This window comes from Paraburkholderia sp. IMGN_8, assembly GCF_038050405.1.
GTDB lineage: Bacteria > Pseudomonadota > Gammaproteobacteria > Burkholderiales > Burkholderiaceae > Paraburkholderia.
This window is the reverse complement of sequence record NZ_CP150901.1, coordinates 4,184,850-4,209,099: the sequence shown is the minus strand read 5'-3', so window position 1 is coordinate 4,209,099 and position 24,250 is coordinate 4,184,850. Positions and strand designations below refer to the sequence as shown.

The window sequence follows — 24,250 nt, the reverse complement described above, 5'->3', positions numbered from 1 at the left end:
AGTCAAAAGAGAGCTTTTCTCGGCTCAGCTGTTGTGCAACACATCCAGCAAGCCGTCATTAATTTCGGTCGCGATGTCCCCCGATTCGGTTTCGGCATTCGACTCATCTATCGCCGGTTGTTGCACGCTACTAGTCTGCGCCGGTTTGCTCTTGTCAGCCCGAGCTGCAGCAGCATCAAGTAAACGTTGTTTGCGTCGATTCGCTCTCATGTCACTCGCGTCGGGGTGTGTCTTTCCAGCTGTCTTCAGTTGCTCCTGCTGCTCGTGCGCCGCAAACTCGTCATCGACCTGTGTGTTCTGCATTGACGCGTAACGCTCGGCCTGTTTCGCAAGACGATCTTTGCGACGATTGCGACGGTCACGGGCGTTAAGTAACAGCCATTCCGCAAGAGATACATCTGCTACCTTGTGCCGATTGCTCGGGTCTAGCGTACAAATTTCGTTATAACCGTACGACACAATCCGTATCTCGTTAAGGTCGGCAGGGTCATACTGAATGTCAATCGACTTACTTTTCTTTTTGCCCTTCATTTCAGGCGATTCCCAAAATTCATCTTTCAGGGACTCGCTTCTGTACCATAGTTTTTTCCACAAAATCCCTTTTGCGTATGCGCGAGCCCGGCTGTGCGGCCACACCGCGAGTCGCATTTCATCTGGCGTTGCCGACTTAAGCATGCCGCTCTCCGAGTTAATGCCGTAGATCCACCGATTAAGCGGAGTGTCAGTTTTCTCCAGATACACCATTTCGGACGGAGGCGGTTGCCCCCCCTCGGTCGGATTCCGGTGATAATCGTGAATGGCGCGAAGCAACATTGTTGTAACCTCCGACAGTGTGTATCGGGCATCCCAGGGATAGAAACGACCGGTACGAGTGTGAAAATCCTGTTCGACGACTCCGAACGCTGCCTTTTGGTAGCCACGAGTTACAGAACCAAAGCGGCGCTCGCCGACACTGCGAGCAACTGGTGTCCGTGGTGGCGGATTACTGATCCCACAACGCAACTTTTCGATCAAAGATTTCCACGGTTCTACGCTTTTGAACTCTGCTCCTCGGTCAGCCAGAAACGCGAACGGGAGGTATCGTGCTGGCCAATCCTCATCCGATATCTCGATCCCGAATTTTTTGCAAAATTCCGCTTTCGGTGTCACCACGTTTACGAGTGCCAACGCGCATGCTTCGAACGACGGGTTTTCGAGACCCAGGTACATGCCGCAGATCATGCCGCTATACAAGTCCACTACCAGGTACAATGTTGGCCGGCCTAGTACGATTTTGCGGTCCACCGGCGAAACGACATAAACATCCAGGACCGTTGAATCGATTATGTAGAACTGCCCTGGTCCTTTGACATGTTGACGAGCGTGGCCTCTTTCGGGCGACCGTTTACGTACCTTCTCTTCTTCTGGATGTCGTCGTCGCCGTCGGACAAAATTTGGTCTGGTGGTGAGCCAAAACCACTGAACCTGACGATCAGTAACAACAGCGTGATTACTAAACTCAAGCCTTCGAATCCGTCCTCTTTCGTCGTATACCTCAACCCGCCTTCGCAGGTGATAGTTGATGGAATCCGTGAGGTCTCGCTGCGACGGCCTGCCTCGTCGTCCTTTAACGGGCTTGTAGTTCGCCTTGGGCATCAATCCTTTTACAGCGGCTTTCGGCGCAATCTTCAGGAGCCCGCGCTCGTCTCGTTTGCGCTGACGCAATCTCTTTCCGAGTTTCCTGGCTTCCTCGGGAAGCGTCCAAACGCCCTGCTGCCATGTCGTATACAGATCCAGATGCATCCATAGCAACTTTTCCAGGACTGGCCCAGGTATGGCGTAATCATACTCATCCTCACTGGGCGCCGGACCCGGGCGTTTCGTGTACTCTTTTACTATCGGCACGCTTTGTACCGGACCGTCTTTTCCAACTCCATCTGTGTAAAGCAGATTGGTCCGTTTTGCACCGCAATTGACGTAGGCACTCGCAACCGCTCTTGCGTCCATACCTCTCTGGAAGTAACGTCGGATGAGTTTGTAGAGCAACGGCATGGAGAAGTCGTGCTCGTCCGCGTACTCCAGCAAACGTCGACGACGCGTTCGCGCATCTACTAGCTCCTCGACTGCCCATCGTCCGTTCGCGTCAAATGCATCGACGAGTCCTGAAGTGATTCTCCAGTTTTCACTGGTCTTCGCCGTTTGTCCGTCCGTTTGACCGACAGCTTGCCGTGTATGACAAAATGGATCCTCTCCCTTGAACTGGGTGAAGCGTCGCTCCGGATTATCTTCGTCACATAGATTCAAAAACTCTTCCGTCTCATAGCGTTTAACTGCAAGCTTCTCTCCGAGTATTTTGCAAAGATAGGTGTTGGGTTGACCGAAGCCGGTGTAGATGATGCGAAACAGTTCCTTGCTCTCAATCTCCTCGTAGAGGTCACGCAGGGCGAGCGTACGCAAGGCCTTTACATGCATCGCCATTTGATTCTCCTGAAATGACCTTTTGGAGGCTCTACCGCCGCAAACCGTTTCTGCTCACCAATCCCGATTGGTTGTAGCCGTCGTCAGGTCATTACCAGTTCAGGCGAGTTTCTCACTAGCGCGGACGGAGCTATCTGCATCAGGTCGTCCACATTCATGTCCGTCCAGAGCCGTTTTGTAGCGAGAAGCTCACGGTATGCTCGCGCTGCAACACCATTCCCGAGTTGTGAATCCTTTTGAAGGTTTCGGCACACGTCGCCAACAGTTACGTCCCCACGAGGGTTTCGCAATCGCCTGAGAAACATGTCCTGCGCTGTCAGTTGTGCATCGTTAAATCCTTCGAAAAAATACAGATCGGAGGTTGGATAGAGATAAAAAAAATTCCTTGCCCAGTTGGTGTTCAAGCCGCGACTTCGGACCAGATACCATTCACCGCCTCGCGACGTGTAGTACCGGGCCTCGATAGAACACAGGCGACCGAACGATGGTTTCTTCACGTCGAAGGTCCAATATTTCACGTTTAGGGCTTCGACCGATGACTCACCGTCTTTCGCCACAGTTGCCACGAGATCAGTGGAAATGACACGTGCCTCCCCATTACGTTTTCGTGGGTGACTGATGCGTAATTCATCAGCGATGCGTCCCGTCTCAAACGGTTCGCAATCCACCTGGGCAGCAATGTGCAACGCCGGCCGCATGTAGTACACCCACAAATAAGTCGCCAGTTCACAATCGGAAGCGAGATACATCGCATCGGTTTTGAATCTCGCCGTACCGATCCGATGAATGCGACCGCACGAAGGTCCCGCCCTAAGTCGCACACCTGGTTCAGGGAAGTCTTCCGACATTCAGGTTTCCTACGCGTAAAAGAAGATGTGACTATTGCAACGCTGTCTGCAATGTTTATCGGCGTGTTCGTGTCCGTCTGATACACAATTCGTCCGCGATCCGCACTGCATCGAAAGGCTCACAATCCCCTTGCACAACGACGGGCAACGCGTTGTACATCAACAGATATGTTGCAAGTTCGCAGTTGGACGTCAGGTACATGGTTTCGCTTTTAAATCGCGCCGCACCGCTCCGATGAACACGGTCGCTTGATCGTCCCACGCTCCAGCAGATACTAGACTCAAGAAGGTTTTCAGACATTTGCGCCCCTACGAGCAATCGAAGATGCGCTTACGCAACACCGCACGCGACGGCTCATCTGGCTACCGCGTTGATCCGTCACCGCGCTGGGCGTGCTCCGGTAACAGTGATTAATGACGATGCTGGGGTCCCGCTATGCAACCGATTCCTCGGGAGCGACTTCAGGCTCTGCCTCAGGTTGTATCGAAGCTGGCTCTTCTTGCAAAGCGGATCCGCTGTCAGGGAGCGTAAGAGTTTCGTCGAGGAAACTTTCATCCCCGCTGATCACTGCGTGAATTGCCTCAATGGCGTCCACCGAGAGCGTACGCACGAATGCCTTAACTTCGGTGAGTCGGTCGACTCCAGCAACATGAACGCTGGCTAATCCGAAGTACCGGGTTTTTCGAATTGCCTGATTCAATTCGCTTCGAATGTGGGATGCAAGCGCGTCATCAATGCCTTCTACGAAAGTGCCAACTAAGATTGAATCGTAGGTACCTATCGCCTCAAGCGGCAGCGTCTCGATCGCAAACTGGTGACCGATCAAGGTTGCGTATCTCGTCACGAGTAACACGACGTTGCACCATGCCAGCACATTCGACCGCAGGTGTGCGGTAACCGGTGCTTCGCTAGCGTTTCCCGGAAATCGTCTGGCTGTTGTATACAATGCGTCGCCAATGCAAAATTTTGTCAACCAGGTGGTTGGCTTTTCGAAAACCTGCTGACGTGCCCCAAGCAACGCTCGACCGGACACCACGTCCGGCAATAGTGGAGTTTTCGGTAACGTTATCGAGTGTTGATCAATGAGAATGGACGCATAGCTACCGACCCTTCGCAGGACTCGTTCATTTCGCGCCTTGAGCGTGGCGTCAACACGTAGACCACCTCTGAGGAGAGGCTGGATTCGACGTCCAATACTATGAAGGGTTTCTCGGACCCCTGTAGGTGTTTCCGGATTTTGCAACGACGATTGCCCTCCTCTGATTACGAGCACGTAGAGCCGCCCATCACCGGGGTGTCGTTCCTCGACGTCTGCAAGCCATTCCGCATCCGTACAGAAGGTCACCACCTCCTTGGTGGAAGGCGCCGTCGCACGACCGATTGCGGGGTCATGCGAGCCCGTTGGGGACAAAGTCAGCGAGGCGCCGCCCAGTCGGATTATTCCGAGGTCAATCTCGGAGCGATTGAGGACGTGAACGTTTTTAGGTAACAAACCAGCGTCATCGTCATTTGACGTGGGGTTCGATTCAACGCGACCGTCTCCGACGCAGATGAAGGAAACACCCGAGCAAGCCATGACGACTGGCTGCTGCGCGACGACTTCGGGTGATTCGTACGTCACCGCAACGTCGCAGTCAACCAGCAACGGTTGCAAGGCATCCCAGTCCGGTAGGCTGCCCAAAACCGCCATCGTCATGAGCTTCACACCACAAATATTGTTCGCAAATTCAGTTCTGTTCATGGCAATTCTCCTGACATTGATCGAGTGGTGGCAACGACTACGTCGATTCGCACTGCGAATTAATAACGAAACTCGAACATCCACTTTTGCAGACTGCGTGAGACGAATCCAGTGAAAGGGGGTGTCAAGCCATGAAACCAACTTTACTCGGCGCGACGGAGACAAATCAACTTTTTCGAACATTTTCCCCGCAAACGCCCGTCCAGTAAGGTTTTGCGCCCCGCACGACGCGATTCGTCAACCTTATGACGTTTTCCCGGCGTGGATGCTGAGCCTGTTGGCGAAGTAGAAGGCTTCGACTCTACGAGCCGAAGCCTTTGACCTCAGCAGGCGCGAGGTCTGGTGCTCAGGCATACTCCGTCTCTTGCGAGACTCTCGGAACGATTAGTTCGAACCTTCGTCTGCCGTGACGGGTTGATTCTCCTGGACTTCGGCCCAGTCCGAATAGCTCGCCAACAGGTTCGACTCCAGATGATGTGAAAGAGTAGAAGGGGAGAAGTCTGGGTAGCCAACCTCTTTCAGAAACGCTGCGGCCTCGTGCGCGAAGTATTCCAGCGCAAAGGTCGAATGGTTTGCCCAGTGGAGCACTCGTGCGACCGTGAATTCCGGAATACAAACCGGACACGCGTAGTGATGCTTTCCGCCCGAGGACGCATGAAGGCCGGCGCAGTCAACGATCTCGTCTCGCGCGTAACCGTCCATCGATTTGCCCGGCTCGCTATCGCTGAGATACTGATGGCTGAAATACCGGCGGCAGGCGATCTCGCCCAGAATTCGCGAGTCCTCCTCAAGATACATTCCAAACCGCAGGTGTTTCGTGCACTCCAGGGTCCTGTTTTTCGCCTCGGTTACCGCGCCAAATATCCGCCGGCTGGCGAACGAGTCTGAATTCCCCGTGACCAACAGAGACGCGTTGGAGAAATCGAAGCGATCGGCTCGACTCAATTCGTCGATGAACCGTGCCACTCCATGTAGATTCTCGATGCAGTGCACCAAAATCAGACATCTCTCGCCGGTAAATTGCGACTGCGCCAATAGAGACCGGATTCGCCGTGACAGTGCTCGATCGGTCATCCCCTTCGAGACGTAGATTGGCTTGGGAATCCACACCCCCGATTGGGGGAGTTCGGCGGCGAGGTGTGCAATCAAGATTCTCGCTACTCGGCTAGGCACGCCGACCAGATGCAACAGACAGGAGGTCACGTCAAATGGGCAATGCAATACGGCCAAAATCAACGCGAGGATAGACATGTCGAAACCGGGAAACCCCCATCCGACGTGGCCGCCTAGTGGTCTGCCCGGGGGGCGCGAGCATGCTGGGGCAGGTTCCGCGTCGATTGTGGAGAGCGGCGTGTGCTGCGTCGCGCCAGGCTGTTCAGAAAGGGCCGAAAAGTCAGACGAATTCATATTGCGCTCCAAAGAGACGTGCGTTGACCATCGCCGTTTCTCCGCTATACTGAGGAGCAACGGCGTTAATGCCGGGTGCGAAGACGATGGCGGCGATCCTTCGGTTACTAGGCCAGGCGGATCGCCGCGCGCGCTGTCTCGACACCTTTCGCGCTTGTACACTTTCCCTCTCATCCGTCCATATCGACCTCCGTCTGTGGGTGCTCGGCCGCGACCACCTCAAAGGGTCGGGTTTTTAACACTAGTTCAAACACAGCGGCTGTGCAATGAAATGAAATTTGACGGGAACGTACCCTCTCACGAGCAGTAATGGAGTGTTGTTTAGTCAGACAAACCGACTGGATAAACAGGGTCGCACTCTTATTTTTGCTGTTGTCTGAGGATAGTTACGTGCCGGATAGCTAAAACATTCAGCTGATAAATAGGCTAAGTCCTCCTGTGATCGGCGGTTATACGTGTTGTCATGCGCCGGCCGTTAGAGGATGATTGTTTGGTCGCCCATCCAGTTGTGCGATGTACGGGTTGGCACACTGGAAAGACCACCGGATCAACAACGTGTTATCGATGTTCAGAAAGACATCGAACGCTCGTGTTGACAAAATGAAATTTGACTTATCAAAGTGGAATATCTACATTTGATAATGATTTGATAACACGCCCGGATGAGCTTCGGCATAGTCCGCGCTGCGGGTTGTCCAGGCAACGCCGTCAACACTGCTCTTAGCCTTGTAACGATAACGGAGACCATCGCACCTATTCAGCGTCGTGCGCCGGACCATATGAGTGCTGCTACTTAGTCGTTTGCCATCAATGCGCGTTAGAAACCAACCTCTTCCTAGCCTGACGACCGCGCCTGACCTGCACGCGAACGTGGACTCGCTTCAACGTGGCTTGCAACTCCTCAGGCTCTTCGATTTAACAACGACATCCCTATCCATCGCTCAAGTTGCCTTGCGAACAGGCCTACCGCGTCCGACGGCGGTACGTCTCGTCAATACGCTCGTCGCGGAGCGATTTATCACCGCTATCGAGGGAACCGATCTTTATCGACCTGGTTTTGCTTGCCATCAACTCGGAAATGCCTTTCTTCAAAATGAGGCACTGGTCCGCGCAGCGTCACCTGTGCTCGGTGCGTTAGCTGAGAGAACTGGCTCGAGCGTGTGCGTGGGAGTTCGTGAAAGACTTGATATGCTGTTCGTTCTCCATCTGCCACGTCTGGGCGCGAACGATCGGCCATTGCAGGGCGCCACGGTTCCGATGGCCGCATCGCTGCTGGGCCGCGTCTGGCTCTGGGCACAGCCACCGCATCTGCAGGCGGATCTGATACAACAAATCCGGAGGGAGGTCGAACCGCAATATGGAAGAGTCGCCATTTCCGCCGTTTATCGCGCTTTCCACGACCTGGAAATCTGCGGATACTGCGCCGAGGTGAACGAGTCGTCGGCGAACGATTTCACAATTGCGATGCCGCTTCAGGTACGCGACACCGTCAACGCCGCAGTTTCGTGCACCGCAACCCTTTCCGACTTCAATACACCCGCAGCGCAGAGCAATTTGGCCAATCAGCTTACCGACGCTCTGGAAGCTATAAAAAAGGACATCGTACGCGTCGACACGACCGCTGCCGCTAACGCTCCCGCGATGGAGCGGCAAGCCTTGTTTCAATGAGGTCACTTGATACAACGTGAAAGGACGCTAACCAGTGCTGGCGTCCAGCTGCATCTCGATTCTGCGTTTGACCGCGATTAATTGCGGGCCAATCTCTGTGTGCAAGCGGTTGGCGGAGAATCTATTCGCTGGCCCCGCGCAACCGACCACGTACGTACTTGAATCCCTGGGGAAGTTCAGCGCGACACTCGCGCTATTCACTCCTTCGCCTTGCGGATCAATCGAAACGCAAAACCCATCTGTTTCGATCTGCAACAACGCGTCGCCCACTAATTTCTCGAGTTGCGTCTCACTTTCCGGATATAGGGCCTGGAGTTCACTAAGCGCCTTTTGACGCTGGCTCGCAGAAACGCTTCCGACCCAAGCGTGCCCAATCGATGACCAGGCTAGTGGTACTCGGGAGCCCGATTGCAACTTTAGAGTCACGAGATTCGGTCCGTGATGGACTTCGTGACAAACCATTTGTGATCCATCGCGAGTCGCGAGTATAACCAACGCATCGACGCTTTCAGCAAAAGATCGCAGAATCGGCCGTGCAACGGTAAAAACGTCAAGCGCGAGAAATGCCGCGTAGCCTAATGTAAGGACAGCACTCGCCAACCGGTATTGTGCGGTCGTATGCGAGTATTCGAGATATCCAGCTGACGTCAGATTCGCTGTTAGCCGAGATACCGTGGGACGTGGCAGTCCAACTTCCTCAGCAATTTCCTGGTTCGACAGCCAGGGCCCCCTGGGTGTCTCCGTGTTGTGGGTCGTGAACGCTCGCAAAATGGCGAGTCCGCGAGATAAAACCCGCACCTCTCCTGCGCTCGACTTACCCGAATCTTGCAAAGCTGTATCGTCCATCTTAGCCGGCTCCAACTTGACTCTAACCCTGCATCGATTAACGTGAAATGCGTCTGCGCGATTTTCTTTCGAAAATCTTAACATGGCACAGTAAGGCAGTGACAACCTGCACGGGTTCACCATGACGTCACTGTCGAGTGTCGTCTTACGTCTTGACTGCGAGCGAGTCGAGAGCGGGCGCTGTAATGTCCGCTCTCGTGAGATCATCAATCCTAGTCTCTCAAAAGTCTCGGTCCGCATTTGACCCAGGTCACCAAAACCAAAAATTGATGCAATAGTCGGCTGATCCTGATTTCTACGCCAAAGACGACGACCGAGTCTTGAGCGAGTTGTTGACTAGAGATACGCGAGCAACGCAACGATCACAGCCCATGCGTTTGCGTCCGCCTCCACGACCATGGGGTTTAGTTCGACCATCGCTGATCCCGATGGACTAATTCTCGCGTATGCAATCCCATTAGTGACATCGATGTCGAGATGAGCTACCACCGGCCCGCTGAGAGAATGCTCGTCGACGAGATTTTCGACGACGATACTCATCCCCGGAGACATCTGAGCCATCGACTTCGATCGATCGTGGTCCTTTTGCAGTTGCTCAAACAGCAGACGCATTGCTAGTAGGCACTGACTCGCGATGTCCTGCGGTGCTTCGCGATCCAGCCCGAAACGAGATTGCCCGCGACTAGCCCACAACAGCTCACCACGCATATCCTGTAAGACCTTTCTTTCGTACGCGCACGCGCGCCACGCCACCTGATTACGTGTATTCATTTTGCTATCCTTAATACATAACGTATAACTTGCCTTTCTTTCTGCTCATCTACAAAATAGCAACGTCCTCAGACTGGTGGACCACGTCGACGACATCCTCAACCCTTCCGGGTGTCTAGGGCTTCGTCACTGGTATATCAATCACGAATTCGGGCTCGAATTTTCGCCTGAAACTGTTTCTCTCCCACGGATAGCCTCGAGCATTGCAAACCACCGCAGTTTCGCCCACCGTGTACTCGTGCGTGTTATGAATATGTCCGTGAATCCACAGACTCGCCAGCGGAAGCAGGTTTCGCAAATCGGATGCGAGGCTCGGCGCGTACGGACTTGAAATCAGAGATTCTGGGATTGACCTCAAACAGGGTGCGTGATGAGTGACCACTACCGTTGGACTTGCAGTGATCTCGTGCAAGCGGTCCGTTAGCCAGGAACGCGCCTTCTGATTCTCACGCACAGCGTCCTGGGGGAGGAATTTCCTGGCCCCACGACGAATTCGCCGGTGATCGACCAGATACCTGTCCGCCTCGCTCATCGTCAACACTTTGTCGATCGATGACAGTTGATAGTCGGTCCATAGACAGCAGCCCAAGAACCGTACGCCCTCAATATATGTTTCGGCGCACTCGAGGAACGTGACGGACGTCGCCGCAGCACGTTTCCTCAATGCCTGTCTCGCGCGGTCGATGTCCAGTCCGTGTAGCTCCTGATTTCCATGGACATAGACAACCGGCACATGCATGTCCGCGTAAAGGGAAATGCCTTCTGCGCCTGAATGCACGTTCCCCGCCAGCACGAGGACGTCAGCTTCGGGACTTACGGTCAACCGGCGCGCCGTCGCCAAGCCGGAACCGATGTAGCCGTGATGCAGGTCAGACGCAACCTGAAGCCGCATGGCCTTCTCCAAAAGTGGGAATGCCAAATCAGGCTATGAGCATACGCGCGACAATGCAATGTATACATTACATTTATAGCGTAAACACCTGGATGCGTCATGAGCCGCATTATCTAGGACTGCTCCTGATCGCACCTTTCGGTATATCCCTCTACTCGCAAGAAAATGACTGGTGAGCAACGACGCGACAGCGCCCTCACCTTTTCAGGGTGGGTCATTGCGAATTCGCGTACTCGGCAATCTATGACACGCTTGCAAACGCGAATATTGGTGACGGCGGTCATCCGTGTGACCGCGCCGGTAATTCAAAAGGCGGTTTTACATGCAGGAGGGCGATGGCGTTGTCGCAGCGCTTCGACTGACCCGCACCTCGGTGCCGAATTGCGGCGAACCTTCCGTGCACTGATGACTTTGGACAATTGAATATCAGGACGGGTTGGGCGGCTTGGTCTGCGGTCGCAAATGAGTCCCGTCCGTCAAAGCGCAATCATTGTTCTCGGTCGCGTCACGTTCCGCAATTGTTGAGTCCGACGTTGTCTCTTCCTGTTCGACCATACTGAGAAGGATTGCTGGAGTCACGCTAAAAACGCGACATAACCGGAATAACACATCAAACCCGAGATTCGTTCGCCCCTGTTCCACGTGCGCGTAGAACTGTCGACTGAGTCCGACCTGCGCTGCGACATCACTCTGAGTCTTGCCACTTTTTGTGCGCAAGTTCCAGAGGACGTCGCCAAGCCGACGTCGATAATCGACGATCGCGAGTTCCGTAGAGTCGGTCAATTGCTAATGCTCGTGGTCAATCCGAAGCGAAGAGTCTCGGAACGATGAATTGATAATGCGCCAGGGTCGGCCTCGTAATGTTACCGCAGTTGGTTTGCGTCGAAACCACTTATCTTTCATTATTATTACGATTAGTCCGTCACTGTAAGAATTCAAACTTGACCTCGTTCGCCTGGCGGCACGTCGCCGAGCGCAGCCACTACACACTGCCCCGCCCGCAGTAACGCGACTTCACCACAGTCGCACTTGCAATGATGCATCGCAAAATAGCTAGACCATTGATTTAATTAACATTTATCTCGTGACGAGCCGAGCACAAAAACAGGAATTTTCCAAGCCTTTGTGTTCGCGCGTCTCCGGTCTCGCGCACAAGCCCGACGGGACGTCTTGTCACAACTATTGCTTTGGATAACTACTCATTAACTCGGACGTTTAGAGACCAACACGTCCCCGCTCCGCAGCATTTTCGGCGTACGCATCGCCTTGCTTGGCGCGCCTGCTTTGCCTCGCCAGCTTTCGTTTCACATTCCGAAAGCGGTGTCACATCTTAGATGCATAAAAATCGCCCTGAAAATTCGTCACGACTTAAATGTGTAGTGACACAAGCGCCGCCGCCATAGGGCTGGATCGCATGAATATTTACTTGACACCTAAACTATCGAGGCCTAAATTACCCCCCATAGCAGAGTCCACATTGGGGAACAAGCATGCGCATCGTCTGTATCGGCGGCGGTCCGGCCGGGTTGTACTTCGGCTTGTTGATGAAGGGCCGGAACCCGGCTTATGACGTCACAGTAGTCGAGCGCAACCGCCCGTACGACACCTTCGGCTGGGGCGTCGTATTCTCCGACCAGACCCTCGGCAACCTGCGCGCAGCGGACGCCCCAAGCGCCGATGCGATCCTCGACGCCTTCAACCACTGGGACGACATCGAGATCAATTTCCGCGGCAGGCAGATTCGCTCGTCGGGTCACGGCTTTTGCGGCATCGGCCGCAAACGTCTGCTGAATATCCTGCAAGCGCGCTGTGAAGAACTCGGCGTCAAGCTGGTCTTCGAAACCCAGGTGACGGACGACACCACCTACGAAGCCGACCTGATCGTCGCCTGCGACGGCGCCAACAGCGCCATCCGCCAAAAGCACGCGGCCACATACAAGCCCGGCATCGACATGCGCGATTGCCGCTTCGTCTGGCTCGGCACCAAAAAATTATTCGACGCCTTCACCTTCGCCTTCGAAGAAACCGAATTCGGCTGGTTTCAGGCGCACGCCTATCGTTTCGACGATCAGACCTCGACCTTCATCGTCGAAACACCCGAGCGCGTGTGGCGCGCCGCCGGTCTCGACGAGATGAGCAAGGAAGACAGCATCGCGTTCTGCGAAAAGCTCTTCGCGAAATATCTGGACGGCAACGCATTGCTATCGAACGCCGCGCATCTGCGCGGTTCGTCGCAATGGATCCGATTTCCGCGCGTCGTCAATGAGGAATGGGTGCATTGGCGCGACAACGCCGACGGCACCCAAACGCCGATCGTATTGATGGGCGACGCGGCGCACACAGCGCATTTCTCGATCGGCTCAGGCACCAAGCTCGCACTTGAAGATTCGATCGAACTCGCGAACAGCATGGGCGCGCACCCCGGCGATCTGCCCGCCGCGCTGAAGCATTACACGGACGTGCGCAGCATCGACGTACTGCGTATTCAGAACGCCGCACGCAATTCCACGGAATGGTTCGAGCACGTCGACCGCTATACGTCGTTCGAGCCTGAACAGTTCGCGTATTCGTTGCTCACACGCTCGCAGCGCATTTCGCACGAGAATCTGCGTGAGCGCGACGCGCACTACTTGTCTGAATTCGAAGACTGGCTCGCGCGGCGTTCGGGCGTAGAACGCGCACCGGAAAAGCATTCCGTCCCGCCGATGTTCACGCCGTTCAAGCTACGCGGCGTCACGCTGAAGAACCGCGTAATCGTCTCGCCAATGGCGCAATATTCCGCTGTCGACGGCATCGCCGGCGACTATCACCTCATGCATCTCGGCGCCCGCGCGATGGGCGGTGCCGCGCTGGTCATGACGGAAATGACCTGCGTGTCGCCGGAAGCGCGCATCACGCCCGCTTGTCCCGGCATGTATGCGCCGGAACATCTCACCGCGTGGAAACGCATCGTCGATCTCGTGCATCGCCAGTCGGACGCGAAGATCGGCATGCAACTCGGCCATTCCGGCGCCAAGGGTTCGACCCGCGTCGCGTGGGAAGGCATCGATCAGCCGCTCGCCGAAGGTAACTGGCCGCTTATATCCGCATCGCCACAGCAATATCTGCGCGGCATCAGCCAACGCTCGCACGAAGCGAGCCAGGATGATCTGCGCGAAATCGAAACGCAATTCGTCCGCGCCACGCAAATGGCAAACGAAGCCGGCTTCGACTGGCTCGAACTGCACTGCGCACACGGCTACTTTCTGTCGAGCTTCCTGTCACCGTTGACCAACCATCGCACCGACGAGTACGGCGGCTCGCTGGAAAACCGCTTACGCTACCCGTTGCAGGTCTTCAAAGCGATCCGCGCAGTCTGGCCGCAAGACAAGCCGATTTCGGTGCGCATTTCCGCCCACGATTGGGTCGACGGCGGCACGACGCCCGACGACGCGGTTGAAATCGCACGCGCGTTCAAAGCCGCGGGCGCGGACATGATCGACGTATCGTCGGGTCAGGTCAGCAAAGAAGAAAAACCCGTATTTGGCCGCATGTTTCAGACGCCGTTCGCGGATCGTGTCCGCAACGAAGCTGGCATCGCGACGATCGCGGTCGGTGCGATCTCCGAAGCCGATCACGTGAACAGCATCATCGCGGCGGGCCGTGCCGATCTATGTGCAATCGCGCGTCCGCATCTGGCGAATCCGTCGTGGACCTTGAACGAAGCCGCAAAAATCGGCTATTTCGACGTGATGTGGCCTAAGCCTTACATGGCGGCAAAGTCGCAGCTCGAACGCAATCTCGAACGTGAACGCGCGCAGGCTGCCGCCAATGCGGGCCTGTCGCCACAAGAACGCGCGCAACGCGCTGAAGGAACCACGTGAATACGAAGATCTCGACGCTGGCAGGACAGCACGCCGTCGTCACCGGCGGCGGCAGCGGCATCGGCGCGGCAGTAGCCGAAGCGCTGCTGCGAGCCGGCGCGCGCGTCACCTTGATGGGCCGCAACCCGCAACGTCTCGATACACAGCGGGAAAAATTCGAAGCGCTCGGCGAGGTCGCTTGCATCAGTGTGGATGTCACCAGCGAAGACTCGGTCGAAAAAGCATTCGCTCAAACCGGCGCAATCGACATCCTCGTCAACAACGCGGGCCAGGCACAAGCCGCCCCATTTACGCACACCGACATGGCGCTCTGGCAGCGCATGCTCGACGTCAACCTCACCGGCGTATTCCTCGGCACGCGCGCCGCCTTGCCGGGCATGCTCGAACGCGGCCACGGCCGCATCGTCAATGTCGCGAGCACGGCGGGACAGATCGGCTACGCGTACGTCGCTGCCTACTGCGCCGCGAAACACGGCGTGATCGGCCTGACGCGTTCGCTCGCCCTGGAAGTCGCGACGAAAGGTGTGACGGTCAACGCGGTGTGTCCAGGCTATACCGAGACCGAACTGCTGCACGCATCGCTCGAACAGATCACCAGCAAGACCTCGCGCACCGAACAGCAAGCACGCGACACGTTACTGCGCTCAAATCCGCAGCGTCGCTTTGTCAGTCCTGAACAGGTGGCCAACGCTGTGCTCTGGCTCTGCCAACCCGGCTCGGACGCGATCACGGGCCAATCCATTTCCATCTCCGGTGGAGAAGTAATGTGACCAAGTCATCGAATGTCAAAAAGCCCGTGACGGCTGAGACTAAATCGCCGCGCAAAGGCATCGCCAAACCTGCGGAGAACGTCGTGGATCTGGAAATGAGCACGGGTGCCGATAGTCACATGGGTTTGCGTTTGTGGCTGCGCATGCTGACCACGACCAATCTTGTGCAAGCCGAACTGCGCAAGCGTCTGCGTAACGAATTCGACACCACGTTGCCGCGTTTCGACCTGATGGCGCAACTTGAACGTCATCCAGAAGGCCTGAAGATGACCGAGTTGTCACGCCGCTTGATGGTGACGGGCGGCAACGTCACAGGCATTACGGATCAGCTCGAAAAAGAAGGGCTCGTTTCGCGGGATACCGATCCCAACGATCGCCGTTCGATCAGCGTTTGCCTGACGCCTGCGGGTCGCAAGGCGTTCGACAATATGGCGGTCGCGCACGAGCAATGGGTCGTCGAATTGTTCGGCGGCCTGAGCCTTGATGAAAAATCGCGTACCCATCAACGCCTCGGCAAGCTCAAGAAACATCTGCTCGACAGTCTGAAGGACTGATCTGCACCGAACCGGGCAACTATCTTGCATGGGACCAGAGTAAGTGCTCTGCATGGGACCAGAGTAGCGCGCTAAAGCGCGAACTCTGGTCGACACGCTAAAGCGTCAACCGAACAACTATCTTGCATGGGACCAGAGTAAGACGCTAAAGCGTCAACCGAACAACCATCTTGCATGGGACCAGAGTAAGACGCTAAAGCGTCAACTCTGGTCGACATAGGAGACATTCATGACACGATCCAACGCCGACGCATTGCTGGCCGGCAACCGTCTGACGCTCGCCGGTTACGAGGCGCAGCACTTCGGCTGGTCGGTCGCCGATAAGCTCGCGACGATCACGCTGAACCGGCCCGAGCGCAAGAATCCGCTCACCTTCGAATCGTATGCGGAGCTGCGCGACCTGTTCAGGCAACTCGCGTATGCGACCGACGTAAAAGCCGTGGTGATTCACGGCGCAGGCGAGAACTTCTGCTCCGGCGGCGACGTGCACGACATCATCGCGCCGCTGATCGATCTGCCGATGCCGGAACTGCTACTGTTCACACGCATGACCGGCGATCTCGTCAAAGCAATGCGGCATTGCCCGCAACCTGTGATTGCCGCGGTCGACGGCGTATGTGCCGGCGCAGGCGCGATTCTCGCAATGGCGTCCGACATGCGGCTCGGCACCGCGCGCAGCAAGCTTGCCTTTCTGTTCTCGCGAGTGGGTCTCGCAGGTTGCGATATGGGCGCCTGCGCGATCCTGCCGCGCATCATCGGCCAGGGTCGCGCCGCCGAATTACTCTTCACCGGCCGCTCGGCCAGTGGCGACGAAAGCTATGCATGGGGTTTCTACAATCGTTTGTGCGAACCGGCAGCGCTCCTTGAAGAAGCACACAAGCTCGCTTCAGACCTGGTCGCGGGCCCGACTTTCGCGCACGGCATCACGAAGAAGATGCTGCACCAGGAATGGAGCATGAGCATCGACGAAGCGATCGAATCCGAGGCGCAAGCGCAGGCGATCTGCATGAGCACGCGCGATTTCGAGCGTGCATATAGCGCATTTGCCGCGAAGTCGCGCCCAGTGTTCGAAGGAGATTGAGTTGAGCGCTCACGTAGATCTGCACAGCGCGCTGGCGTGGCCGTTTTTTGAACCGCGCCATCGCGAACTTGCCGAGGGTATCGAGGCATGGTCCCGCACGAATCTCACGCACGTCGAACACGATGACGTCGATGCCACCTGCCGCAAGCTCGTTCGTGAACTCGGCGCGGCAGGCTGGTTGAAATACGGCGTCGGCGGCGTCGCGTACGGCGGGCATGGCGACACTATCGACACCCGCGCCGTTTGCCTGCTGCGCGAAACGCTCGCCAAACATTCCGGCCTCGCCGATTTCGCTTTGGCAATGCAAGGGCTCGGTTCAGGCGCGATCTCGCTCGGTGGCACGCATGAGCAGAAGACGCGCTACTTGCCACGCGTGGCGAACGGCACGGCTATTGCCGCCTTCGCTTTGTCGGAGCCGGAAGCGGGATCGGACGTCGCCGCGATGGCGTTTTCCGCCCGCGAAGACGGCGACGCCTATGTGCTCGACGGCGACAAGACGTGGATTTCGAACGGCGGCATCGCCGATTTCTATGTAGTGTTCGCCAGAACCGGCGAAGCGCCCGGCGCACGCGGCATTAGCGCATTCATCGTCGACGCCGACACGCCGGGGCTCGAAATCGCCGAACGTATCGACGTGATCGCGCCGCATCCGCTCGCCCGTCTGCACTTTGCCGGCGCGCGCGTGCCACGCAGCCAGATGCTCGGCGCACCCGGCGAAGGTTTCAAGCTCGCGATGCGCACACTCGATATTTTTCGCACGTCAGTGGCGGCGGCGTCTTTAGGCTTCGCACGTCATGCGATGGCCGAGGGTCTCGCTCGCGCAGCGTCGCGCAAGATGTTTGGTCAGACGCTCGGCGATTTTCAACTGACACAGGCGAAGCTCGCGCAAATGGCGTTGACGATCGACAGCAGCGCGTTGCTGGTCTATCGCGCGGCATGGTTGCGCGATCAGGGCGAAAACGTCACGCGTGAAGCCGCCATGGCGAAGTGGCACGCGAGCGAAGGCGCACAGCAGGTGATCGACGCCGCCGTGCAACTGTTCGGTGGCATGGGTGTGCAGAGCGGCACGGCCGTCGAGATGCTGTATCGCGAGATCCGGGCGTTGCGAATCTATGAAGGCGCGACTGAAGTGCAGCAGTTGATTGTCGGCCGCGACTTGCTTAAGGCGCACGCTGCCGCGGCCCTCAAGGACAACAGTGAGGACAATACGAAATGAGCGCGAGCTTCGAAAGGCCCGTTCGCATCCGCTTCTCGCACTGCGATCCGGCGGGCATCGTGTTCTTTCCGCAATATCTGGTGATGACCAACTCCCTCGTTGAAGACTGGTTCAACGAAGGCTTGCATATCGACTACGCGCACATGATCGCGCAGCGCCGCGTCGGCCTGCCGATCGTCAAGCTCGATTGCGAGTTTTCGCGGCCGAGCCAGATGGGTGAAACGATCACGCTTTCGCTCGCCGTGCTTGCAATCGGACGCCGCTCGCTAAGCATCGACATCGTTGGCTATTGCGGCGACGAAACCCGCTTCCGCGCGAAGCAGGTGCTCGTGACGACCTCGCTCGAAAGCGGCACATCCATCGACATCCCCGCCGACATCGCGAGCGCGCTCGCGAAGTTTGCCCCACAGCCCGAACCCATCGAGGCGCAACGCTCATGAAAACAGCTCTCCTCCCCGCCGGTTGGGTCAAGCCGCGCGGTTATGCAAACGGCGTCGCGGCTACCGGCACGCAAGTGTTCATCGCCGGCCAGATCGGCTGGGACGAACAGGCGCGTTTCCAGACCACCGACTTTGCCGCCCAGGCCATTCAGGCGCTCAAAAACATTCTGGCCGTACTGCATGAAGCGGGCGGCTCGCCGCATCATCTGGTGCGCCTGACGTGGTACGTGACCGACAAACGCGAATATCTGGCATCGCTGAAAGACATCGGTCGCGCGTTTCGCGAATTGATCGGCGACTACGACATCGCGATGAGCGCGGTGCAAGTCGTCGCGTTGATCGAAGACGAGGCCAAAGTCGAGATCGAAGCGACAGCAGTGATCCCTCACTAAGACCGCCAAGCCGGCTCTACACCCGGGAGACCATGATGGAACCGTCAGCACACGTCGATACCTTCGCGCGCGATAATCTTCCGCCGCAGGATCAATGGCCTGTTTTTCTGCTCGACAATCCCGACGTTGCATACCCCGCTCGCTTCAATTGCGCGACGGAATTGCTGGACCGGACCATCGAAGCCGGCCATCGAGATCGTCCGGCAATCTGGTCCGAGGTGGACGGCAAGCCTCAAGCCACCACTTACGGCGAGCTCCTCGCGCTGGTGAACCGCAGCGCGCATGTGCTGGTCGACGAAATGGGTTTGCAACCGGGCAACCGCGTGCTGCTGCGCGGGCCGAACACGTTGCAAATGGCGGTGACCGCACTCGCCGCGCTGAAGGCGGGCCTCGTCGTGGTGCCGACCATGCCGTTGCTGCGCGCGAAAGAACTGAAGCAGATCATCGACAAGGCGCAAGTCGGCGCCGCGTTATGCGATGCCCGTCTAACCGAAGAACTCGCGCGCTGCAACGATCCTCAAGACGAGTTCTACTGTGCGGGCCTGAAGCAAACACGCCTGTTCCATGACGATGCCGCCGATTCACTCGAGACGCTCGCGATCAACAAGCCGGACCAGTTCACCGCGTGCGACACCGCCGCCGACGACGTCTGCCTGATCGCTTTCACCAGCGGCACGACCGGCGCGCCCAAGGGCTGCATGCACTTTCATCGCGACGTCCTGGCGATGTGCGATCTGTTTCCGCGTCACGTGTTGAAACCGACGTCGAGCGATATCTTTTGCGGCACGCCGCCGCTCGCCTTCACGTTCGGGCTCGGCGGCATGCTGTGCTTTCCGCTGCGCGTCGGCGCGTCGACGGTGCTGATCGAGCGGCTCACGCCCGAGACCTTGCTGCAGACCGTCGAGCGCTTCCACACAACCATCATGTTCACCGCGCCGACGTTTTACCGTCAGATGGCGCCGCTGGTTGCGCACCACGACGTTTCGAGCCTGCAAAAGACGGTGTCGGCGGGTGAAGCGTTGCCGGATTCGACGCGGCATCTATGGCGCGACGCCACCGGCATCGACATGATCGACGGAATCGGCGGCACTGAACTGATCCATATTTTCATTTCGGCGCAGGGCGATGAGATTCGTCCGCATGCAATCGGCCGCGCGGTGCCGGGCTACGTCGTACAAGCTGTGGACAACGCCATGCAACCGGTCCCGCCCGGCACGATCGGCAAACTCGCAGTGCGCGGACCGACCGGCTGCCGCTATCTGGCCGACGAGCGGCAAGCGAAGTTCGTCCGCGACGGCTGGAATCTGCCCGGCGACTCGGTCTATCTGGACGAAGACGGCTACGTGTTTTACCAGGCCCGCGCCGACGACATGATCGTCTCCGCCGGGTACAACATCTCCGGCCCGGAAGTGGAAAGCGTGCTGATGCAGCATGACGCGGTGGCCGAATGCGGCGTGGTCGGCGTACCGGACGAAACGCGCGGGCAGATCGTCAAGGCGTTCGTGGTACTGAACCCGGGCTACACGCCGGATGACAAACTGGTCGCACAACTGCAGGATTTCGTGAAAAATAGCGTGGCGCCGTATAAATATCCACGCGTCATCGCTTTCATCGACACGCTGCCGCGTACCGAAACCGGCAAGCTCAAACGCTTCGCGTTGCGTACGATGACGTAGTCGCTTCGAGAGCGCGCGCAAACTGCTCGACGAGACGCTACCGTCGAATCAGTTGATGGGCAACAAGTCACGCATGTGAGATACGACTAGAGTCACGCCTCTGCACAATGTCCCTATGATGTGACACTCCACAGGCCAACATCCCTCGACCCATGCTGACCGTCCATCATCTGAACAACTCCCGCTCGCAACGCGTGTTGTGGCTGCTCGAAGAACTCGGCGTTCCGTACGAGATCAAGCGCTACCAGCGCGACCCGAAAACGATGCTGGCGCCGCCGGCGTTGCGCGCGGTGCATCCGCTCGGCAAATCGCCCGTGATTACCGACGACGGCCAGACCCTCGCCGAATCGGGCGCAATCATCGAGTATCTGATCGACAAGTACGGTCAAGGCCGCCTCGCGCCTGCGGCGGGCACGCCGGAGCGGCTGCGCTACACCATCTGGATGCACTATGCGGAAGGCTCGGCGATGCCGCCGCTGCTGCTGAAGCTGATCGCGCTGCGCATTGCCGGCGCGCCGATGCCGTTCTTCGCCAAGCCGATCGCCCGCAAGATCGCAGCGACGCTGCAATCGAGCTTCATCGATCCGCAGTTGAAGTTGCACCTCGGTTATGTCAACAATGAATTGAGCGCGACTGGCTGGTTCGTCGGTAACGACTTCACGGCCGCCGACATTCAGATGAGCTTTCCACTCGAAGCCGCCACCGCGCGCGGCGGCATGGAAGGCCAGATTCCGACTGTAATCGAATTTCTCAAGCACATTCATGCGCGGCCGGCTTATCAGCGCGCGCTCGAACGCGGCGGCAAGTACGAACTTCTGAGCTGAGGCTGGCGGACGGCCTCAACTGGCGAGCCGATGCCGGGCGACCAGGAATTCGTAGTTGTAGTCCGGCATTACCGGGGCTAGACTCGAAAATCCCCATTGCCATCAACGAGTTGCCGACGTCTCGCGAAGCGGCGGCGCGTCCGGCATCCGACTGAGCGCGGCAAAGGAGTTCCCTGCATGACCCATTCCATCCATGGCAGCAAACGCTGGCTGGCGCTGATTGTTCTGTGCCTCGGCGTGCTCATGATTGTGCTCGATACGACGATCGTGAACGTTGCGCTGCCGTCGATCGCGGCGGATCTCGGCTTTAGCGAGACTTCGCTGGTGTGGGTGGTCAACGCCTACATGCTCACGTTCGGCGGCTGTTTGCTGTTGGGCGGCCGGCTCGGCGATCTGTACGGGCACCGTAAGCTGTTCCTCGGCGGTATCACACTGTTCACGCTCGCGTCGCTCGCATGCGGGATGGCGAACACGCAAGTGCTGCTGGTGTGCGCGCGCGCCGTTCAAGGTTTGGGCGGTGCGATCGTTTCCGCCGTTTCGTTGTCGCTCATCATGAATCTGTTCACCGAGCCCGGCGAACGCGCAAAAGCAATGGGCGTCTACGGTTTCGTCTGCGCGGGCGGCGGCAGCATCGGCGTATTGCTGGGCGGTCTGCTGACGAACCTGCTGAGCTGGCACTGGATCTTTCTCGTCAATCTGCCGATTGGTATCGCGGTCTACGCGCTATGCGTCGCGCTGTTGCCGTCGGCGCGCGGCCACGCGCACGGCGAACGGCTGGATGTAGCCGGCGCTGTGACGGTCACCGTTTCGCTGATGCTGGCCGTGTACGCGGTCGTGAACGGCAATGAAGCGGGCTGGACCTCACCGCAGACGCTCGGTCTGCTGTTCGCGGCGCTGGTGCTGCTCGCGGTGTTTCTCCTCATCGAAGCGCGCGTGCAGCATCCGCTGATGCCGCTCGGGCTGTTCCTCTTGCGCAACGTCGCGACCGCCAACGTGGTCGGCGTGCTGTGGGCAGCGGCGATGTTCGCGTGGTTCTTCATCTCCGCGTTGTATCTGCAACGCGTGCTGGGCTACCGGCCGTTGCAGGTTGGACTCGCGTTTCTGCCCGCGAATCTGATCATGGCGTTCTTCTCGCTGGGTCTGTCAGCGCGCGTGGTGATGCGCTTCGGGCTGCGGGTGCCGCTCGCCGTCGGTCTGCTGGTCGCGGCGGCGGGACTGGCGCTGTTCGCACGCGCGCCGGTCAACGGCAGCTTCGTGCTCGATGTGCTGCCCGGCATGATGCTGCTCGGCTTCGGCGCGGGCATTGCATTCAATCCCGTGCTGCTGGCCGCGATGAGCGACGTCGATCCGAGCGATTCGGGCCTCGCGTCGGGGATCGTCAATACGTCGTTCATGATGGGTGGTGCGCTCGGTCTCGCGGTGCTTGCGAGTCTCGCCGCCGCGCGCAGCAGCGTTGTGCAGGCTTCCGAAAACGCGGCGGCGACGCTCAACAGCGGTTATCACGTCGCGTTCCTGTTCGGGGCGATTTTCGCGGCAGCGGCAGGCATTTTAGGCGGGTTGCTGTTGCGCCCGGGTCAACAGGCAAGTGCGGACGCCCACGGCCAGGACACGTCGGCACCCGCACATTCACGGCCCACAGAGAATAAGGCGGCCACGCCAAACTACTGATTCGCGCGGGACGCATACGGCCAGATTGTTGAAGTGCAGGTCTATTTCGGCTCGTCGGCCGATGACGTTTCCCCCACCTGAACTCGCGGCGATCGCGAAAAATCGCAAAACCGCAAGCGCGATCAAATGCGCCAGTTCGCCGCCTGGTATGCATGGCTTCATGCTGACATGAGAGCCGATATGAGCCCCGTCGGAAGAGCACTCTGGTTTATCGAAAGCCACTTTGCCCGCGAACTGACGCTCGACGACATCGCCGGCTGTGGATGCGTGTCGCGCTTTCACATGGCGCGCGCGTTCGAAGCGGCGACTGGGGTTCCGGTCATGCGCTATGTCCGCGCGCGTCGATTGAGCGAAGCGGCGCGGCGCCTCGCCAACGGCGCGCCGGACATTCTGACGGTCGCACTCGACGCCGGATACGGTTCTCACGAGGCATTCACGCGCGCGTTTCGCGAGCAGTTCGGGCTCACGCCCGAAGCGCTGCGCGCGCGTGGTCATCTCGACAATCTTGCCATCGTGGAGCCGATCAAAATGGACCAAACCCTTCTCGCCCATCTGGAACCGCCGCGTTTCGAAGACGGCAAACCGTTTCTCGTCGCCGGTCTGAACGAACGCTACACCTGCGACACCAGCCAGGCCATTCCCTCGCAATGGCAGCGCTTTGGCGCCTACTACGGCAAGGTGCCGGCCCAAGTAGGCGGCGTCGCCTACGGCGTAAGCTACAACGCCGACGACTCGGGCAATTTCGATTACCTGTGCGGCGTCGAAGTCAGCGACTTCTCCACGCTGCCGGCCGAGTTGAGCCGCGTACGCATTCCCGCACAGCGCTATGCGGTATTCAGCCATCGCGAGCATATCTCGGCGATCCGGCGCACCTGGAACACGATCTGGAATCAGTGGCTGCCGGCGTCGGGACATGTGCCCGCGGATGCGCCGAACTTCGAGCGCTATGACGAGAAGTTCGATCCCGTCAGCGGAATGGGTGGGCTCGAAATCTGGTTGCCTTTGAAGGCCTGATTTGCGCCTTTGCAGGCCACCAGTTCCATCACGGCGATGCACGAGCGCGGTGCGTCGCCGGTAAGCGCTGGTGACACCTTGCACCACGTCATTCGCCGCCAAACGTTTGCCGCGTGCATGG

18 protein-coding genes are annotated in these 24,250 nt (G+C 57.9%); 12 read left to right on the top strand and 6 right to left on the bottom strand.

From position 1 onward, the window contains the following. Positions 1-24 precede the first annotated feature (24 nt). The 4 genes from WN982_RS40025 to WN982_RS40010 form a co-directional block, all read right to left on the bottom strand. Complete coding sequence (locus WN982_RS40025) at positions 25-2,457, bottom strand: hypothetical protein (RefSeq protein ID WP_341317461.1); 2,433 nt, start codon at positions 2,455-2,457, stop codon at positions 25-27. Positions 2,458-2,540: 83 nt separating this feature from the next. Next, the gene (locus WN982_RS40020; protein ID WP_341317460.1) at positions 2,541-3,305 is read right to left on the bottom strand and encodes a hypothetical protein; all 765 of its coding nucleotides are present in this window, start codon (positions 3,303-3,305) and stop codon (positions 2,541-2,543) included. 434 nt (positions 3,306-3,739) lie between these two features. Further along, positions 3,740-5,047, bottom strand: coding sequence for a hypothetical protein (locus WN982_RS40015; protein ID WP_341317459.1), 1,308 nt, complete (start codon positions 5,045-5,047; stop codon positions 3,740-3,742). A gap of 384 nt (positions 5,048-5,431) precedes the next feature. Then, complete coding sequence (locus WN982_RS40010) at positions 5,432-6,454, bottom strand: hypothetical protein (RefSeq protein ID WP_341317458.1); 1,023 nt, start codon at positions 6,452-6,454, stop codon at positions 5,432-5,434. Positions 6,455-7,324: 870 nt separating this feature from the next. Between WN982_RS40010 and WN982_RS40005 the strand changes: the two genes are divergently transcribed. Beyond that, positions 7,325-8,122 carry a helix-turn-helix domain-containing protein gene (locus WN982_RS40005; protein WP_341317457.1) on the top strand — a complete coding sequence of 266 codons (798 nt, stop codon included), beginning with the start codon at positions 7,325-7,327 and terminating at the stop codon, positions 8,120-8,122. Between the two features lie 1,182 nt (positions 8,123-9,304). Here the strand turns inward: WN982_RS40005 and WN982_RS40000 are convergent. Next, positions 9,305-9,739, bottom strand: coding sequence for a hypothetical protein (locus WN982_RS40000; RefSeq protein WP_341317456.1), 435 nt, complete (start codon positions 9,737-9,739; stop codon positions 9,305-9,307). Between the two features lie 115 nt (positions 9,740-9,854). Further along, a complete protein-coding gene (locus tag WN982_RS39995; RefSeq protein ID WP_341317455.1) occupies positions 9,855-10,631 on the bottom strand; it encodes a metallophosphoesterase in 777 nt (258 codons plus the stop codon). A gap of 1,490 nt (positions 10,632-12,121) precedes the next feature. Here WN982_RS39995 and WN982_RS39990 point away from each other — a divergent pair. The 11 genes from WN982_RS39990 to WN982_RS39940 all read left to right on the top strand — a co-directional run bounded on the left by WN982_RS39990 (position 12,122) and on the right by WN982_RS39940 (position 24,129). Next, complete coding sequence (locus WN982_RS39990; protein ID WP_341317454.1) at positions 12,122-14,494, top strand: bifunctional salicylyl-CoA 5-hydroxylase/oxidoreductase; 2,373 nt, start codon at positions 12,122-12,124, stop codon at positions 14,492-14,494. Further along, complete coding sequence (locus WN982_RS39985) at positions 14,491-15,264, top strand: SDR family NAD(P)-dependent oxidoreductase (protein WP_341317453.1); 774 nt, start codon at positions 14,491-14,493, stop codon at positions 15,262-15,264. The genes WN982_RS39990 and WN982_RS39985 overlap by 4 nt, the downstream gene beginning before the upstream one ends. Further along, positions 15,261-15,818, top strand: a complete 558-nt coding sequence (locus tag WN982_RS39980; RefSeq protein ID WP_341317452.1) for a MarR family transcriptional regulator — start codon at positions 15,261-15,263, stop codon at positions 15,816-15,818. Before WN982_RS39985 ends, WN982_RS39980 begins: the two co-directional genes overlap by 4 nt. 229 nt (positions 15,819-16,047) lie before the next feature. After that, positions 16,048-16,899 carry an enoyl-CoA hydratase family protein gene (locus WN982_RS39975; protein WP_341317451.1) on the top strand — a complete coding sequence of 284 codons (852 nt, stop codon included), beginning with the start codon at positions 16,048-16,050 and terminating at the stop codon, positions 16,897-16,899. Then, entirely contained in the window at positions 16,895-18,115 is a 1,221-nt protein-coding gene (locus WN982_RS39970) for an acyl-CoA dehydrogenase family protein (protein WP_341319574.1), read from the top strand. The genes WN982_RS39975 and WN982_RS39970 overlap by 5 nt, the downstream gene beginning before the upstream one ends. After that, on the top strand, positions 18,112-18,555 hold the full coding sequence (locus WN982_RS39965) for a thioesterase family protein (protein WP_341317450.1): 444 nt from the start codon (positions 18,112-18,114) through the stop codon (positions 18,553-18,555). The genes WN982_RS39970 and WN982_RS39965 overlap by 4 nt, the downstream gene beginning before the upstream one ends. Then, the gene (locus WN982_RS39960; RefSeq protein ID WP_341317449.1) at positions 18,552-18,947 is read left to right on the top strand and encodes a RidA family protein; all 396 of its coding nucleotides are present in this window, start codon (positions 18,552-18,554) and stop codon (positions 18,945-18,947) included. The genes WN982_RS39965 and WN982_RS39960 overlap by 4 nt, the downstream gene beginning before the upstream one ends. A gap of 35 nt (positions 18,948-18,982) precedes the next feature. Further along, complete coding sequence (locus WN982_RS39955) at positions 18,983-20,623, top strand: AMP-binding protein (protein ID WP_341317448.1); 1,641 nt, start codon at positions 18,983-18,985, stop codon at positions 20,621-20,623. A gap of 152 nt (positions 20,624-20,775) precedes the next feature. Further along, positions 20,776-21,447 (top strand): glutathione S-transferase, encoded by a 672-nt coding sequence (locus WN982_RS39950; RefSeq protein ID WP_341317447.1) that lies wholly within the window; start codon positions 20,776-20,778, stop codon positions 21,445-21,447. A gap of 177 nt (positions 21,448-21,624) precedes the next feature. Continuing rightward, positions 21,625-23,115, top strand: a complete 1,491-nt coding sequence (locus WN982_RS39945; protein ID WP_341317446.1) for a DHA2 family efflux MFS transporter permease subunit — start codon at positions 21,625-21,627, stop codon at positions 23,113-23,115. Between the two features lie 180 nt (positions 23,116-23,295). After that, positions 23,296-24,129 (top strand): AraC family transcriptional regulator, encoded by an 834-nt coding sequence (locus tag WN982_RS39940; RefSeq protein WP_341317445.1) that lies wholly within the window; start codon positions 23,296-23,298, stop codon positions 24,127-24,129. Positions 24,130-24,250: the final 121 nt, after the last annotated feature.

Coding starts and splice junctions, on each gene's coding strand:
- WN982_RS39940 (WP_341317445.1), top strand. CDS start 23,296: ATGAGCCCCGTCGGAAGAGCACTCTGGTTTATCGAAAGCCACTTTGCC.
- WN982_RS39990 (WP_341317454.1), top strand. CDS start 12,122: ATGCGCATCGTCTGTATCGGCGGCGGTCCGGCCGGGTTGTACTTCGGC.
- WN982_RS39965 (WP_341317450.1), top strand. CDS start 18,112: ATGAGCGCGAGCTTCGAAAGGCCCGTTCGCATCCGCTTCTCGCACTGC.
- WN982_RS40010 (WP_341317458.1), bottom strand. CDS start 6,454: ATGAATTCGTCTGACTTTTCGGCCCTTTCTGAACAGCCTGGCGCGACG.
- WN982_RS39945 (WP_341317446.1), top strand. CDS start 21,625: ATGACCCATTCCATCCATGGCAGCAAACGCTGGCTGGCGCTGATTGTT.
- WN982_RS39960 (WP_341317449.1), top strand. CDS start 18,552: ATGAAAACAGCTCTCCTCCCCGCCGGTTGGGTCAAGCCGCGCGGTTAT.
- WN982_RS40020 (WP_341317460.1), bottom strand. CDS start 3,305: ATGTCGGAAGACTTCCCTGAACCAGGTGTGCGACTTAGGGCGGGACCT.
- WN982_RS39955 (WP_341317448.1), top strand. CDS start 18,983: ATGGAACCGTCAGCACACGTCGATACCTTCGCGCGCGATAATCTTCCG.
- WN982_RS39950 (WP_341317447.1), top strand. CDS start 20,776: ATGCTGACCGTCCATCATCTGAACAACTCCCGCTCGCAACGCGTGTTG.
- WN982_RS39995 (WP_341317455.1), bottom strand. CDS start 10,631: ATGCGGCTTCAGGTTGCGTCTGACCTGCATCACGGCTACATCGGTTCC.
- WN982_RS39975 (WP_341317451.1), top strand. CDS start 16,048: ATGACACGATCCAACGCCGACGCATTGCTGGCCGGCAACCGTCTGACG.
- WN982_RS40000 (WP_341317456.1), bottom strand. CDS start 9,739: ATGAATACACGTAATCAGGTGGCGTGGCGCGCGTGCGCGTACGAAAGA.
- WN982_RS40015 (WP_341317459.1), bottom strand. CDS start 5,047: ATGAACAGAACTGAATTTGCGAACAATATTTGTGGTGTGAAGCTCATG.
- WN982_RS40025 (WP_341317461.1), bottom strand. CDS start 2,457: ATGGCGATGCATGTAAAGGCCTTGCGTACGCTCGCCCTGCGTGACCTC.